This window comes from Belnapia arida, assembly GCF_016773205.1.
GTDB classification, from domain to species: Bacteria; Pseudomonadota; Alphaproteobacteria; order Acetobacterales; family Acetobacteraceae; genus Belnapia; species Belnapia arida.
Genome location: NZ_JAETWB010000021.1, coordinates 1 through 15,089, shown reverse-complemented (window position 1 = coordinate 15,089; position 15,089 = coordinate 1). Strand labels below are relative to the sequence as shown.

The following is a 15,089-nucleotide window of genomic DNA, read 5'->3' as shown; positions in this document are numbered from 1 at the left end:
GCCGCGGCTTCGCTTGGTTCACATCCCAAGCGTGAATCACGCCACAGCCCTTAAGGGAACTCCACAAACCGATTTCTCAAAAGGGCTCTCAGCGACGGCGGGCGCGCCCGGCATCACTTCGTCGAGCCAACCCTCGAGGCTGTACTTTCGCAGTATGCCCTCCGTCGGCCGGAGATAGGCGACGCTTAAGAACTCAAGCGGGACGGCGGGGCGATGCCGGTCGATGACACAAATATTGCGGGCATCGTAGAAATCGGCTCGCAAAATCTGCGCGTTCGTCGTTACCAGCTTGCGCCCAGCACCGAGCGCCTCAATGGTCCTCATGGTCAGACCGGCCTGCACGGCGCGTTCAATGTCGATCAGCGTCCGCGCGCTTGCGACGAGGCGTAGCACCTGAGCGAAGGAGAGCGGGGCGAAGACGAAGTCTTCTCGCCGCGCCCGCCACAGGCGCGAGTCGAGAACGCGGCGAAGCTCGAAGAAGCCGCGCGAGGGAAGGTACATTACGCGCCGGAAGCGCAGCGTAGGTGGAAGCTGGTTGGCGATGCGTTGCATGATCGCGAAGCGATCTGTATGCGCCGTTCCGACGAAAAGGAGGTCTACTTCTGAGTCCAGGAGCGGAAGTTGCGCGTATTCCGAACGATAGAACAGCGGCCTGTAGCGGAGTCTGAGGTCCGCCTCGGCGTCCACCGGATCAAAGGTGTAGGCAGCATCGAAAAGGCTGACCTTGGCCGGGCTCTCGCGACCCATGTTGCGGTAACTATCCCAAAAGTAGAGCGTGAACCTGGCCTGCGGGAACGCCCGGCGCAGCTCCTGTGTCGCTGCGATTGAGAGAGCCTCCCCCTTGATGATAAGCACGTCGCGAATTGGATGCCCACGGAGCCGTTCTGCAATGCCGCGAAAATAGGAGTCAGACAGCCCCTGCATAGCCGAGGGAAACAACCGGATAAGGGCCTTCGAACCCGCATCCGTGCGCGGTCGGTCTTCAAACCACGCGACGCGCCGTCCACGAGCCTCGAGCGCGGCCTTAATGGCTTTGGCGTAGCCGAAGAAGCTTGCCGAGATGAACAGCGTGTCGGCGCCCTCGGCCGGCAGTGGGGTTTGGGTCACGACAGCGCCGTCTCTGCAAGTGCCAGGTCGAGATCCGCTGTGGCCCGGACTCCGAGAAGCCCGCGCTCTCGCAGCTCACGCATTGACCGATCAAAGCCCGCATCCACCGGAGCGCTGCGCCCAGCCCAGTCAAGGAAATCAACGACGCCGTCGCGGAACCGCCGACGCGGCACGAAGCCTGTGACGGCGCGGATCTGCGAGATGTCGGCGAGGTTGTGACGGATGTCGCCAACGCGGAAGTCGCCTGTCACTCGTACCCGGGAGGTGGATCCGAAGTGGCGGATTACAGCGTTCGCGACCTCGATAACGGGGGTCGCCTCACCGGAGCCAACATTCAATGCATGGTGTCCGGAAACCGTGGGCGCAAGGCAAGAGGCTGTGGCCTCGACGACGTCCTCGACATGCACGAAGTCTCGGCTTTCCAGTCCGTCCTCAAAGACATTCAGGTCCCGACCCGCCCTGGCAAGGTTCGAGAAGGCAGCCAATAGGCCCGTGTAGGGATTGGCGAGGCTCTGGCCCGGCCCATAAACGTTCTGGTATCGCACCGCAAAGGCGTTTATGCCCATGCTTCGCCCAAAGAGCAGCACCATCTGTTCTTGGGCCTGCTTCGTGAGCCCGTAAAAGGACGAGGCCCCAAGCGGAGCGGTCTCTTGTGTTGCAAGTACAGAGACATCGCCACCACAGACCGGACAGATAGGATCGAAGCGCCCGGCCGCCATCGCTTCCGCAGTACGCGCGGAGGGGTGTACGCGCCCGTGCGAAGCACAGCGATAGGCACCCTCGCCGTAGACGGCGCGTGACGACGCGACGACAAGGCGCTGCACCGACCGGCTGCTGCGGTTGACCAAAATGTCGAGCAGGGTTGCGGTTCCCTGCAGATTGACCCGGGAGTAGCGGCCTACGGCGTACATTGACTGCCCGGTGCCGGTTTCCGCGGCGAGGTGGACAACCGCGTCCTGGCCACGGATGGCGCGCGTCAGCTGTTCGCGGTCACAAATGTCGCCGTAGATGCAGTTCGCGGCCCTGCGCAGATCGGGCGCAAAATCCGTGTCTGCGCCATGGATCTGCTCGCTCAGGTTGTCGAGCACGGTCACCTCGGCTCCATCCTTCGCTAACCGTTTTGCGAGGTGCGATCCGATGAAGCCGGCGCCGCCGGTGATGAGGACCTTCATACCAAATTTCCTTACATTGCGGCCCGCCGGCCGCTCACAGACCATCGCTGGAAAGGGTACGGAGCTATCACCCTGCGCTGCTGCTCAGCAGGCGCCGCGGCGCAACAAGACCGCCGCCGGCGTTGCGAGGAGGATGCGTAGGTCGTTTCGAAACCCGAAGTTACGGACGTAGGAGGTATCGAGGGCGACGCGGCGCGCAAAACTGGCATCGCTGCGACCGCTCACTTGCCAGAGCCCGGTGAGGCCGGGACGCACCGCAGCATATTCGGCCGCCGCAGCGCCGTAGTAGCGATCAAGCTCTCCGGCGGTGACCGGGCGCGGTCCAACTAGGCTCATATCACCGCGAATGACGTTTACGAGCTGCGCCAGTTCGTCGAGGCTGTAGGCGCGCAGGATACGGCCTATCGCGGTCACCCTAGGGTCCAGGCGCAGCTTCTGAGTCGCGCTCCATTCCGCCGCCAGCACGGGGTCAGCCTGCAGCAGCGCGGCAAGCTTCTCCTCAGCATTCGGCACCATAGTCCGGAATTTGAGACAACTGAAGGTGCGATTTCCGCGGCCAACACGCTGATGCCCGAAGAAAATGGGACGACCTTCAAGCGCAATGGCAATAGTGACCAAGAAGATGATAGGCGCGGCAAGCGCAAGCAATATAGCTGCACCGATGACATCGAACGCGCGCTTAAGCGAACGCCTAAGCAATGTCTGCTTGTCTCCGGCCTTGCTTGCTGAATAAGGTTCTTGAGAAGCGGAAATAATTTCAGCATCAAACGCCGATTTCCAACAGCGGATGCCTGTCAGCACGCTGCTCTTATGCAGAGCATCCTGGCGAGTGCCACCTATATTTACGAGACATCTGCTTGAGGACTCACCCATTATCCCGCGCCTCGTCACATTCTCCACATAATTTGACTACAATTCATCCAGGATCCGAGCAAGAGTCTTATTTTTGGGATATTTATACGAGCAGCCGTATCGTTTTGCTTTAGTTAAGAGATTCCGCCTCTCGTCGATTTGTGGGTGATCATTGGCAACTGCCAAATCTATTCGCAGGCGCAAAAAAAAGTTACGAACACGTAACTTTACTAAGGTCAAGATTGCATGAACGGCTGAATCACAAGAAAGCTGCAGAATTATGTTCAAAAGATCGTGCGTCACGTCTCCGCGAGATGTGGCCACCGCGCTACTTTCGGGGCTGAGGCTGGGCGCTGCGATGAGGGCTCCGGCCAAGCGACGCTGCACCCCTGCGCGGCTTCCTAGGAGATCTGTGCGCGAGTAGGGCTTGAGGCGCGCTGCATGGCTGACTGCGATCGCTGACGTCGGCTGATCGACAGTGATACGGAATGAGTCGCTTGGGAAGACTGCTCAGCTCATGCTGCTGGGCTAGTTAGCAGTGTGAGGGAGCGGCGAAGGTCGTAGGCGATGGCGGTGAGGTGGACCTGGAGGGTGGCCTTGGCCAGTCCTCGCCATCGCATGCGGCGCAGGCCGTAGCTGCGCTTCCAGGTGCCGAAAGTCTTCTCAATGCGGCAGCGGACACGGTGGATGTCGTAGTTCCAGCGGCGGAGCTTGCGCAGCGTGTCATCGCCGGGGCGGCCCCACATGCCGGTCTGCACGATGCGGGGCATGCCTCTGCGGGCGGCGACCGCCGCGCCGAAGATGGGGCCACGGTAGGCGCTGTCGGCATAGACCTCGCCGGGTGCCTCAGGCAGGGCATCGCCGCCGGCTCGGCCGTCATGCACATTGCCTGGGGTCACGCAGAGCGCCTCGACCAGGGCGGTACCGGAATCGGCGCCGACATGGGCCTTGAAGCTGTGGATCGCCTTGCGGCGCTGGTAGCCAGCCCAGCCGGCCTCAGGGTCGGCGTGGCTGGCCGAGGCGATCACGGTGGCGTCGACCAGGGTGCCGGTCTTGACCGTGATTGCCTTGGCCCGGAGCTGACTTGTCACCACCTCGAACAGTGCGTGGTCAAGGCCACGCGCAACAAGCTGAGCCCGCAGCCGCACGAAGGCGGTGCGCTCGGGCGTCGGCTCGTGGGCTGAGAAGCCGCAGAAGCGCCGGAACGAGGCACGATCATCGAGCGCCTCGGCCAGCCGCACGTCGGATAGGTCACGCCAGACCGCGATCAGCACGGCCTTAAACAAGGCCAAGGGCGGCCAAGCTGGCTCGCCTTTCGCAGCACAAGAGATAGCTCGCAGCTGCCACTCGATCGGCGTCCAGTCGGTCAGCTCCAGCAGCTTGTCCAAGGTCGACTGACGTGCAGCACCTACAGAGCTGAACATCAACGTGTCCTGGCCAATCCGACGACGCGCCATGGAAGCCTCCGACGCTGATTACAGGTAGCGAATCGGAGCCAAGCTCCAACGTCCAGCGCTATTCGCGCACAGGTCTCCTAGGTGGCGTAGCGGGACACGAGGTGATTTACCGCGGAACTTGATACAGTGTGAGGGAGCACCTTCCCGGCGCGGCCCGGGTCGTGTCCCACAGCGTGGTGTAGGAGCACTGCTCCTTAGCGGGCTGAGCCGCGACGTCAGGCCGCCGCGACGGGCAGGCTGACGGCAGGAGTATTGCTCACCGCGGTCATGGTCTCCAGCGTCACGTAGCGCGAGCGCTGTGTGGCCCATTCGTCGGACTGCTCGAGCAGCAACGCGCCGACGAGCCTGATAACGGCAGCTTCGTTGGGAAAGATGCCGACCACGTCGGTGCGGCGCTTGATCTCACCGTTGAGCCGCTCGATCGGGTTTGTGCTGTGGAGCTTGGCTCGGTGTTCGCGGGGAAAGTCCATAAAGGCGAGCACGTCCTCCTCGGCGGCGTCCATCAAGCTGGCCAGCTTCGGCACCTTGGGGCGGAGCTGGTCGGCAACCCGGCGCAACTGAGCGTGAGCGGCCGGAGCATCGGCCTCGGCATAAGCGGTGCCGATCCAAGCCGAGACGATGCGGCGCTGGGTCTTGCCCGCATGGGCGGCAGCGTTACGGCCGAAATGAACGTGGCAGCGCTGCCACCTCGCCCTGAGCACCTTGGCCATCGCGGCCTTGAGACCCTCATGGGCGTCGGAGATCACCAGCTTCACGCCGCGCAGACCGCGTCGGGCCAGGTCGTGCAGAAAGTCGGTCCAAAAGGTCTCCGCCTCGGAGGCGCCCACCGCCATGCCGAGCACCTCGCGCCGGCCATCGCCATTGACGCCCACTGCAATGGTGACCGCAACCGACACAATCCGGCCCGCCTCGCGGACCTTCACGTAGGTCGCATCCAGCCAGAAATAGGGCCAGTCGCCCTCGATCGGCCGGGAGAGGAAATCCTGCACACGACCGTCAATCTCGGCACACAGGCGGCTGACCTGGCTGTTGCTAATGCCCTCAATGCCCATGGCGCAGACCAGGTCGTCCACCGAGCGGGTGGAGATACCCTGGACATAGGCTTCCTGGATCACCGCCGTCAGCGCCTTTCCGCCAGCCGTCTCGGCTCGAGGAAGGCCGGGAAGTAGGAGCCACGCCGCAGCTTCGGAATGCGCAGTTCCACCGTCCCGGCCCGGGTCCGCCAATCCCGCTCGCGGTAGCCGTTGCGCTGATTCACTCGCTCGGCGCTACGCTCGCCATGGCCGGCGCCGCACAAGCCATCGGTCTCCAACTCCATCAGCCGCTGAGCAGCGAAGGCGATCATCTCGCGGAGAAAAGCGGCATCCGAGCCCTCCTCCAAGAACTCCCGAAGGGCATTCCTATTGTCGGTCATCGTGGGTATCCAGAGTTCGGGTGTAGGTTTCGACAACCAAGCCCTACCGAGGACCACCACGATGGCCGCCACCATTACGGTGGCAGCCTCCTACACCACGCCCGGGGCACGATCCTGCTCTTGGCCGAAGGGACAGGATTTGGGTTTGCGGTAGTCGATCGGGGGGCCACCTGCAGGGATCCAAACCCGCAGCCAGCCCCCCTTCTTGCCGATCAGCCTAACTGCTCAACCATCCCTGCCAGTTGTGACCAAATGCCACGCCGGAACGTGTTATGCGGTCACCATGCTCTTCCTTACTAATTTCGCCGATCTCGGTCTCCTCTTGCCGCTAGTGGGGATGATCGCTTTGGCGCTTGCTGCCGTTGGCCGACGACGCGATGCGCTCGCGTGGTCTCTCGCAGTCATCTGCACCTTGACTACGATGCTGCTGCTGAAAGTGCTGACCTTCGTCTTTATTGATCCAGGCAAATTTGAGGGTTTGGTCAACCCAAGTGGCCACACCGCCGCCGGGACCGTTGTCTACGCTGGCTTGTTGTTCCTAATTGGAGAGCGCTTTGCATCAAGAACGATCCTTGCCCTGCTGGCGGGAGCAATGTTCAGCCTGATCTTTGGTTTCACTCGCTTGATGCTGCGGGTCCACACTTTGGAAGACGTGCTCGTCGGCGGAATGGTTGGTCTGGTTGGCGTATCGGTCATCGCCTGCCTAGCTAGCCCACGCCGCCCGACTGTCCCCGGCCTGGAATTGATGGTCCTCACTGCGATCGCATGCTTCGGCATGTTGACATTCTATGGCCACAGCATCAACGCCGAGGTGGAGCTCCAATGGTTGGCGGCGCAGATCCGGTCGGCGTCGACGCTTTAAGCGTAATTCTCGTTCTTCTTAAGCTGAAGATGAGTCGCTCCTGGGTATCACCCTTCACCTTCAAACCATTGGCCAAACGCCCGAACAAGCCATTTTCTAGGCAATTCAACAGGTCTTATTTGATGATCTAGCAGTATCGCTCGACGATAATTTAAGGTTCTATCGAACAGAATAGGTAAAAATCGGCCTTCTTTGCCAGAAAACCTTTATTCGTTCTTGTTTTGATAAACTGCTAACTTCACATCGTGGCACGAGACGGTGTGATGGAAGGTATGGCAGCGGTACCAACTAGATCTGACGAGCACATTACGACCGGTATTCGGCTACCGGCCGAAGTCCTGCGTTTTCTGCAGCGTGCAGCTGTCGAGCGTGCTGCCCGCGATGGGGTGCGGATCTCGGTCTCTGCGGTTCTAACCGACTTGGCACTGGCAAACTGCGACCTCCTTCTCAACGGGGGAGTTGCGCAGTGAGAGAGCTCAACGATCCTGCGGGATTTGCCTCCATTGCCCAAAAGCAGCACGTCCTCCGTGTGTTGGCCGCGGCCCAGGCGCAGATGAAAGCTGCCGAGGCAGCCCAGCGCATCGCCGACGAAGCCCGCCGCATTGCTGAGAAGGCCCAGGCCGACCAGGATGCGCTATTCAAACGCGAATTCGCCGGCGATCTTGGCTTAGCAGAACCAGTCGACGCTGCGCGCCAGGCTCTGGCAGTAGCGAAAACCGACTACGGTGCGGCTTTGGCCCGGGTGAATGAGGCTGAGGCCGCCGTCGAGCAGACCCGCAGCGCCATCCCGGGGCTAATGGCCCGAGCCTTGGCGGGCGAAGTCGTTCAGCCGAAAGAGCTCCACGCCACCCATGATGCTGCCACTCAGGCGACGAACTGGGCGACCTTCACGTCTAGCGTAGCGCGCAGCCTGGAGCCCCGCATCGCTGCGGCGGAAGCCCTGGTCCGCGATGCCATCTACCAGCAACACCGCCCCATCTACCGCCGCGGGTTGGAGATGAGGTTGGAGGCCGCCAGGGACGCCGATCGTACCTTCCTTGCCAGCCACCAGCAGTCTCAAGCCCTCCACCGGCAGGTCAATCCCGATCAGAACGCCATGAGGGCGGCGAAGCAGATCTTCGACGTGGCCAACCGCTTGCTGCGTGAAGCCGAGCGGGCTGGGATCCGGATGCCACGCCAGGGCGGTACTCCAACCGACTGGCCAACCCCGGTGCATGTCGAGCAAGGTTGGCTTGGCAGCACTGTGCCGGACCGTGCGCTACGAGCTGGTCCCAACCCAGCATCGCGCTCGAAGCGAAGGTGCTGATGCTTCAGGTAGAGTTGGCTGGCGCGAAGGCGGCGGTCAACGACCTGAATCTGGTGAACCGCTTCCTCGTGGTCTGAGTTGGAAGTTCTGAGGCAGAACCGAGCGACGCTGGCGAGGATGTCGTCTGCCGGTTTGGTCCAGACGAAGGGCTTCGGATTGGCATTTGTCTCGGCGATGTAGGACTGGATCGCCGCTTCCAGGCTAGCTGTGCTGGTAAACGCGCCGCGCTCGAGGCGTCGACGGCTCAGGAGGGCAAACCAGCACTCGACCAAGTTGAGCCAGGAGGCACTGGTCGGCGTGAAGTGCAGATGCAAGCGCGGGCGTTTGACGAGCCAGTCGTGGATCAGCTGGGTTTTATGGGTCTTCAGGTTATCAAGCACGAGGTGAATCTCAAGATCCGGCGGCACACAGCCATCGACCCGATCTAGGAAGGCGCGGAACTCAACGCTGCGGTGGCGCCGCTCGCAGGCGCCGATCACCTTGCCGGACTTCACGTCGAGCGCGGCGAACAGGTCGACCGTGCCATGACGGTGGTAGTCATGCGTGGGGCGTTCGGCCTGACCTGGGCGCATCGGGAATGCCGGTGCCGTGCCTTGCGCCGCCTGGATCTGCGGCTTCTCGTCCACGCACAGCACCAAAGCGCGGTCTGGTGGGGCAAGGTAGAGCCCGACCACGTCGCGCACCCTCTCAACAAAGGCCGGGTCGGACGACAGCTTGAAGGTCTCTGCCCGGTGCGGTCGCAGGCCGAAGGCGCGCCAAATGCGCGACACCGCGGTCTGGCTCATGCCGATGCGGCGCGCCATGGAGCGCGTGCTCCAGTGCGTGGCGTTCTGCGGCGCCTGCTCCAGCGTCAGGGCGACTAGGCGCTCGACCGCATCGTCGCTGATGCTGCGTGGTGCCCCAGAGCGCGGCGCGTCCATCAATCCTTCCAAGCGGTACTCGGCGAAGCGTCCGCGCCAGGTCGCCACCGTCTGGCGGCTGACGCCCAGGACCTCGGCCACCCCGAGGTTGGTCGCGTTGGGTTCGGCGCAAGCCAACACGACGCGGATGCGTTGGGCCAGAGCCTGGCCCACGCCACGCCGACGCAACAGGCGATGCAGCCCGGCCCGCTCCGTTTCGGTCAGTTTCAGCGCCACAGCCTTGGGCCCGCGGGACATGATGCGCCTCCCAATCCAGGCGCAGCATCCTAATCCTCAAGTCCCAGGAAACTGTAGCTCAACTTCCGACTCAGACCGCTAGTGTACTGATTCTGAAATTTGTGGGCACTTTGCTTGGACGTGCACGGTGCGCTGGCAGAAGCGTTGGACGGCGGCGAGGATGTCCTCGGCGCTTTTCGTCCAAGTGAACGGCTTCGGTTCAGCATTGTGGGCGTCGATGTAGGCTCTGATGGCGGCCTCGAGTTCGGCTGTTGAGCGGTGGGCACTGCGCCGAATGGCATCCTCAGTCAGCAGCGCAAAGAACCGCTCAACCTGGTTGATCCAAGAGGCCGAGGTCGGCGTGTAGTGGACGTGCCAGCGCGGCCGCTTGGCGAACCAGCTCTGAATGAGTTTCTTCTTGTGGCCAGCGGCGTTGTCCATCACCATGTGGACATCGAGGTTCGCCGGCACGCGGGCCTCGACTGTGTCGAGAAAGCGCTGGAACTCCGCTGCCCTGTGCCGCGGCATGCACTTGCCGATGACGGTACCGGCTTTCACGCCGAGTGCGGCGAACAGCGATGTCGTGCCGCAGCGCTTGTAGTCGTGGGTGCGCCGCTCGACCCGGCCAGGGCACAGCGGCAGCAGTGGCTGCGTGCGGTCGAGGGCCTGGATCTGGCTTTTCTCGTCGACGCACAGCACGAGAGCACGCTCCGGCGGGCTGAGATAGAGGCCGACGATGTCGCGGACCTTCTCGACAAACAATGGATCGGTCGAGAGCTTGAAGGTCTCTACCCGGTGCGGCTGGAGCGAAAACGCCTTCCAGATACGCTGCACGGTGGATGGTGCCAGCCCGGCCGCCTTTGCCATGCCACGCTTACTCCAGTGCGTCCGGCCCGCCGGCAAGGTCTCCAACGTCGCCGTCACAACCTCCGCCACTTTCTCGTCACTGACGGTCCGCGGCGCGCCCGGACGAGGCTCCTCGGCCAACCCATCCATCCGCAGCTCGGCGAAACGACGTCGCCATAGGGCCACCGTCATGCGAGCCACCCCGAGCCGCTCCACGATCGCCAGGTTGCTCAACCCTCCGGCCGCCAGCAGCACGATCTGTGCCCGCAGCGCGTCGCTACGGCCCACCTTCCGACGGCGCAGCCGCGCCTCCAACTCGCCGCGCTCGGCGTCAGACAGCTCAATCTGAACCGCCCTCGGTGCCGCCATGCCCAATCTCCGCCGCAACCCGCAGCGAATCACAGGTGATCAGCAGTGGCTAGCTATTTCGCGGTCAGGACACTAGAGCATTTCCAGTTCACTCGGACGCATAGCCTGAGTTGGCGAGGTAGTTGCGGCATTCGGCTGGGGTGAAGGTGTCGAGCAGGCGGCCGATGCTGGTCCAGAGCGCTTCACGGGTGCGGACCGCGGCTTTGCGGAGCAACGCCTTCAGCTTTGCGAAGGCCTGCTCGATCGGGTTCAGGTCCGGCGAGTAGGGTGGGAGGTAGAGCAGGCTGGCGCCGGTGGCGCGGATGGCTTCGCGGACACCGGCGACCTTGTGGGCTGCGAGGTTATCGAGGACCACGACGTCGCCCTCGGACAGGACCGGCACGAGGAGCTGCTCGACATAGGCGAGGAAGGCCCCACCGGTCATGGGACCGTCCAGCACGAGCGGGGCGACCAGGCCGGTGCTGCGCAGCCCTGCGATGAAGGTGGTAGTGCGCCAGTGGCCATGCGGTGTGGCGTCGACCAAACGCTCGCTCCGCGGCCCCCAGCCGTAGCGGCTGATCATGTTCGTGGCGGCGCCAGTCTCATCCAGGAAGACGAAGCGCTCAGGGTCCATGTAGCGCTGCCAGACCCGCCAGTGGCGCCGATGCTCGGCCACATCGCCGTCCGAGGCAGTGCCTCGAACCCTGTTCGGCCGCCTCAGCAGCTTTTTTTGTGTGGCAGGTCGAGCCGCTTCAGTGTGGTCCAGATGGTCATCAGCGAAACCGGCACCACACCGCGCTCAATCAGCGCTGTCCGGATCTCGGCCAAAGTGATGCCTTTCCGCTGGGCCGTCAGGTCGCGCAGGAACTCTTCTTGCCCAGCCAGCAGCGGCTTGCGGTAGCCACCATCCGGGCTGGTGCCGTGCTGCCAGTCTCGCGCACCCGCCGCACCAGCTTGATCGCCGCCGAGGCATTCACCGCGAAGCGGGCCGCCGCCTCCCGGGCCGAGGTGCCCTCCTCAACAGCTCGAACCAAACGCTTCCGCAGGTCCTGCGACAGGGGTGCCGTCATCGTCAGCCTCGCTGCTCCACCAATAGCGTCGAATCAGACCCCGTGAGTCCGTACAAGCCTGAAATGCTCTAGAATTCCGGTCGGAGAGGGACGAACATGAAGTACGAGGAGGCATTTATGTCGGATGGTACCGTGCCGCGGCCCCCAACAGACAGGCATCCATTCCGCCATCTGCACCGCGACTTTCGAATGCAAGTTTCATTTCCATGGCCCAATTCTGCCGACGCGCGCAGACCGGAAGGGTTATCTCCGGCGCCAGCGTCTTTTTCCGGCAACAAACAGGCCCCTCGATCAATGCCGAGCTCTCGCTTTTTGAGCGAGCGCAACAGTGTTAGGGCGCGAGCGTTGGCCGATGCTCCTTCGGAAGCGGCGTGGCGTGTCAGCAGGGCTTCGCCGGCCGACACCTTTCAGGCCCCAAGGTCGGTTGGTGTTGCAGATGACAAGCGGTGGCCGTTCCGAGCGCTGGGACTGTGGTTGTCAATCTCCATGCCGGTTGCGGTCTTGGCGGTCTTGGGTGGGGTGGTTGTGTGGGATGACGGGCCAACGCCAGCTGACATGAGCGGCGTCTCGCCGTCTGCCTACGCCGCAGCCAACGCTCGCGTGAATTCTTTGCATCGAGGACCGCTGTATCCGGCAACCAACGAACACCAATCGAGGGTCGAGCCATCACCATCCAGCCGCGACCTGCTGCGCGCCGGTGATGCTGCGTTTCAGCAAGGCGACTTCGAAGCAGCCATGGCATTGTATGACCAATCTATACGTGCGATTCGATCTAAAACTGCCGAGCGAGCATTCCGTGAGATACCGTCCGAGGGACCAGCGGGACGATCTGAACGCACCGAGCCGTTGGCGTCGACGGAGTCCGCGGTTGCCTCGATCAATCGTCTTGGCGAGCTCAGCGATGCGCTGCAGCCTGGTTCGACAGCCAAGCCGGCTGGTGACGCTTTGCACCGGCCCAACGACCCGGCTGCTGCCACAATAATTGACGATCGCGCGCTGCCGGCACTCAAACCTGACGACCCAGCATCCGCGCCGCCTCATCACGTCCCGCGCACTCCAAATTCTGCGGTACCCTGGCCGCTCAGCGTCACGGAGCCGCCGGCTGCCGCGGCATCGTCCGTGGATGCGCCTGCCTCGATGCCGAGCATGATGCTTGGTTCGGCGGCGCCGGTCCCCACTGCGGTGGCTAGAGGCGCACCGGGGACGCCCTCGGCCCGGATGGATGCTCCTCGATGGCAACCGACGGCCCCCGGTCTCCGGCCTCCGCCGGATGAACGGCTGCGCGCACAACGACCAGTACCGAACAAGGTGCTTGCGGCCGCCGATGCGGGTCACCCCGCGCCACCCTGGCAACCTGTCAGTTCCCGCTGTGCGCCCCTGCTCGCACGTCTCCAACTCGGCGAGGTACCAATTCCCGATGCTCGACAGATCTTGCAATCGGCCTGCGCCCCGCGGCCGTGACCTGCTGCAAGCTTGTGGTCTCGCCGTCATGCTGCTGCTCGCGGCTTGCGCCGCCCAAACACCCTCGCCGCCCAGCGCCGCCGCGGTCGCTGTTCCAAAGGAGGCCTTACCTCTGGACGAGGCGGTGATGCGCCTGGCCGAGGCAACCCTCGCCGTCGAGAAGAACATTCCGCCGGGGACCCGCCGAACCCTGGTGATCGATCCATTGATTGACCGCGCGAGCGGCGCAGAAACGACGGCGACGCGCGCCATGGCGAGCCGGATCGCAGCACTGGCTCGAGACAAGCATCCCGAGCTGGAGCTCAAGCCTTTCACCCTCGCCGCCCTCGACGAGAAGCCATTGATCCTGCTCGGTGCCATCACGGCTGTCACCGAGGCTGGCAGCCTCACCAATAGTACCGAGGCGAGCAACACCTACCGCATTTGGGCGGTGCTTGGGGATGTGCAGACCGGCATGATCCTGTCGCATCCGACGGCGTGGGTTCGTGCCGAGACCGTCGATGCCACGCCGACCGCCTTCTTCCGCGACAGCGTGACCTGGACGGACGACGAGGCGAAGGCGGCGTATCTCCGCACCTGTGCCGGAGCCCCGGGCACACCCATGGATCCTGCCTATCTGCGTGGGCTTCGGGCTCAGGCCGTGGTTGCGGAAGGCATCCAGGCTTATGAGCGCGGCGACATGGCATCCGCTCTGGCGTTCTACAGACAGGCAGATGGCGAACCGAGTGGGCAGCAATTGCGCGTGCTGAACGGCCTTTATCTTGCGAATTTGGAGCTTGGCCAACGTGACGCTGCACGGGACGCCTTCGGTCGCGTGGTGGATTACGGCTTGGGCAAGAATCGGCTGGGGTTGAAGCTGCTGTTCCGCCCGGGCGGCACGGCGTTCGTGCGAGATCCAGGCGTCAGTGCAGCCTATCCGATGTGGCTCGAGGAAATTGCGTCGCGCGTTGCGCAACGGGAAACTTGTTTGCGGGTGACTGGCCATGCCAGCATGACCGGGGCATCGATTACCAATGACCGCTTGTCCCTCGCCCGGGCCCAAGCCGTCCGTGCCACCCTGGTGCGCCATGCACCACCCTTGCGGGACCGCAGCGACGCTGTCGGGCGCGGCAGCCGAGAGCCGATCGTCGGCCTCGGCACGGATGACATGCGGGACGCGCTAGACCGGCGGGTAGAGTTTACTCCAAGGCGATGCCAAGCTTGATCCTTAAGGCGGTCAATTGTCGGTCCGTTGGTTTGACCTAGAACTTGTCAGATACCTGCTGCCAGGAGAACTGCTTGCTTGAGCTTGAGGCAGACGAAGGCGACGAGGTGTGGAGGTTGGCGAGCGTGCTGGCGTAGCGCTCATAATCCTTCACAAAGCGGCGGAAGCGCGTAGTCCAGGCGAAGGAGCGTTGCTGAAGCAGCCGCATGGAAGGTCGCCACCTTCAGCTCTAGCGTGAGATAGCCCGGTGCCGAATGCAAGCAGCGTCGATTGTAACAATTCTCCAAGGATTGGCATACGTCAGCCCTAGCTTCGTCGCGCGTCAGGTAGGCGCGCGGCTCGACGAGTTCGCCCTTCAGTGCCGCTTCGAAGCTCTCGATCGGTGCATTGACGCTCCTGTAGAGTTTCGTCTAGCGCAGCCAAGCACGCACCAGCCGAAATCGTGGGCACGTGCGTCAGGCAGTGGTGCTGCCCCGCGTGGGTTTCACGCTTCTCTTCGGGGTCGGCGCACTGGCCGCCCCAGGATGGGGTTCTAAAGGGGGGCGGGACCAATCTCCCTTACGCGCCCTCGGCACCCAGGGATGCCCGGAGCAGGAACGGCTTCGTCCTCGCTTCACCCTCGTCCCCACGGGGACACCACTCCGCGACGCGCGCGGATCTCGTTGGAGCGGCTGGTCCGATTACGCGGCGGCGGCCCTCCCGAGCGGCTGGAACGTGGTTCCGTCGGACCATATGCGGTGCAGGACCACAGCCAGGCGACGCGCGAGCGCCACTCGAGCCTTCTGCAGACCACGACGCTGCGCGATCGCCAGGGCCCAACTGCGCAGAGCCGAGGGCTTGCTCGCGTGCACCAG

At 63.3% G+C, this 15,089-nt stretch carries 7 protein-coding genes and 5 pseudogenes; 2 read left to right on the top strand and 10 right to left on the bottom strand.

The annotated features are described in order from the left end of the window. Positions 1 to 36: 36 nt before the first annotated feature. The 5 genes and pseudogenes from JMJ56_RS24040 to JMJ56_RS24020 form a co-directional block, all read right to left on the bottom strand. The gene (locus JMJ56_RS24040; RefSeq protein WP_202834311.1) at positions 37 to 1,107 is read right to left on the bottom strand and encodes a CgeB family protein; all 1,071 of its coding nucleotides are present in this window, start codon (positions 1,105 to 1,107) and stop codon (positions 37 to 39) included. Continuing rightward, a complete protein-coding gene (locus JMJ56_RS24035; protein ID WP_202834310.1) occupies positions 1,104 to 2,279 on the bottom strand; it encodes an NAD-dependent epimerase/dehydratase family protein in 1,176 nt (391 codons plus the stop codon). Before JMJ56_RS24035 ends, JMJ56_RS24040 begins: the two co-directional genes overlap by 4 nt. Before the next feature lie 84 nt (positions 2,280 to 2,363). Then, entirely contained in the window at positions 2,364 to 3,080 is a 717-nt protein-coding gene (locus tag JMJ56_RS24030) for a sugar transferase (protein ID WP_202834309.1), read from the bottom strand. 566 nt (positions 3,081 to 3,646) lie between these two features. Beyond that, positions 3,647 to 4,555, bottom strand: coding sequence for an IS5 family transposase (locus tag JMJ56_RS24025; RefSeq protein ID WP_236038390.1), 909 nt, complete (start codon positions 4,553 to 4,555; stop codon positions 3,647 to 3,649). Positions 4,556 to 4,803: 248 nt separating this feature from the next. Beyond that, a pseudogene (locus JMJ56_RS24020) lies at positions 4,804 to 6,002 on the bottom strand (IS256 family transposase). Between the two features lie 283 nt (positions 6,003 to 6,285). On the opposite strand from JMJ56_RS24020, the gene JMJ56_RS24015 reads away from it, so the two are divergent. Then, positions 6,286 to 6,864 carry a phosphatase PAP2 family protein gene (locus tag JMJ56_RS24015; protein ID WP_202834307.1) on the top strand — a complete coding sequence of 193 codons (579 nt, stop codon included), beginning with the start codon at positions 6,286 to 6,288 and terminating at the stop codon, positions 6,862 to 6,864. 1,389 nt (positions 6,865 to 8,253) lie between these two features. Here the strand turns inward: JMJ56_RS24015 and JMJ56_RS24010 are convergent. From JMJ56_RS24010 to JMJ56_RS24000, 3 genes and pseudogenes are all read right to left on the bottom strand, one after another. Further along, positions 8,254 to 9,327, bottom strand: a pseudogene (locus JMJ56_RS24010) (IS630 family transposase); the annotation flags it as partial. 78 nt (positions 9,328 to 9,405) lie between these two features. Next, positions 9,406 to 10,521 (bottom strand): IS630 family transposase, encoded by a 1,116-nt coding sequence (locus JMJ56_RS24005; RefSeq protein ID WP_202834306.1) that lies wholly within the window; start codon positions 10,519 to 10,521, stop codon positions 9,406 to 9,408. Between the two features lie 88 nt (positions 10,522 to 10,609). Then, positions 10,610 to 11,570 (bottom strand): annotated as a pseudogene (locus JMJ56_RS24000) (IS630 family transposase). Between the two features lie 1,489 nt (positions 11,571 to 13,059). On the opposite strand from JMJ56_RS24000, the gene JMJ56_RS23995 reads away from it, so the two are divergent. Continuing rightward, complete coding sequence (locus JMJ56_RS23995) at positions 13,060 to 14,235, top strand: OmpA family protein (protein ID WP_202834305.1); 1,176 nt, start codon at positions 13,060 to 13,062, stop codon at positions 14,233 to 14,235. A gap of 47 nt (positions 14,236 to 14,282) precedes the next feature. Here JMJ56_RS23995 and JMJ56_RS23990 read toward each other — a convergent pair. Continuing rightward, positions 14,283 to 14,440, bottom strand: a pseudogene (locus JMJ56_RS23990) (IS5/IS1182 family transposase); the annotation flags it as partial. A gap of 475 nt (positions 14,441 to 14,915) precedes the next feature. Beyond that, positions 14,916 to 15,089: pseudogene (locus JMJ56_RS34100) on the bottom strand (IS110 family transposase); the annotation flags it as partial.

What these genes read in the sequence shown, in the direction of transcription:
- JMJ56_RS24035 (WP_202834310.1), bottom strand. Translation starts at nt 2,279, where the DNA reads ATGAAGGTCCTCATCACCGGCGGCGCCGGCTTCATCGGATCGCACCTC.
- JMJ56_RS24005 (WP_202834306.1), bottom strand. Translation starts at nt 10,521, where the DNA reads ATGGCGGCACCGAGGGCGGTTCAGATTGAGCTGTCTGACGCCGAGCGC.
- JMJ56_RS24025 (WP_236038390.1), bottom strand. Translation starts at nt 4,555, where the DNA reads ATGTTCAGCTCTGTAGGTGCTGCACGTCAGTCGACCTTGGACAAGCTG.
- JMJ56_RS24015 (WP_202834307.1), top strand. Translation starts at nt 6,286, where the DNA reads ATGCTCTTCCTTACTAATTTCGCCGATCTCGGTCTCCTCTTGCCGCTA.
- JMJ56_RS23995 (WP_202834305.1), top strand. Translation starts at nt 13,060, where the DNA reads ATGCTGCTGCTCGCGGCTTGCGCCGCCCAAACACCCTCGCCGCCCAGC.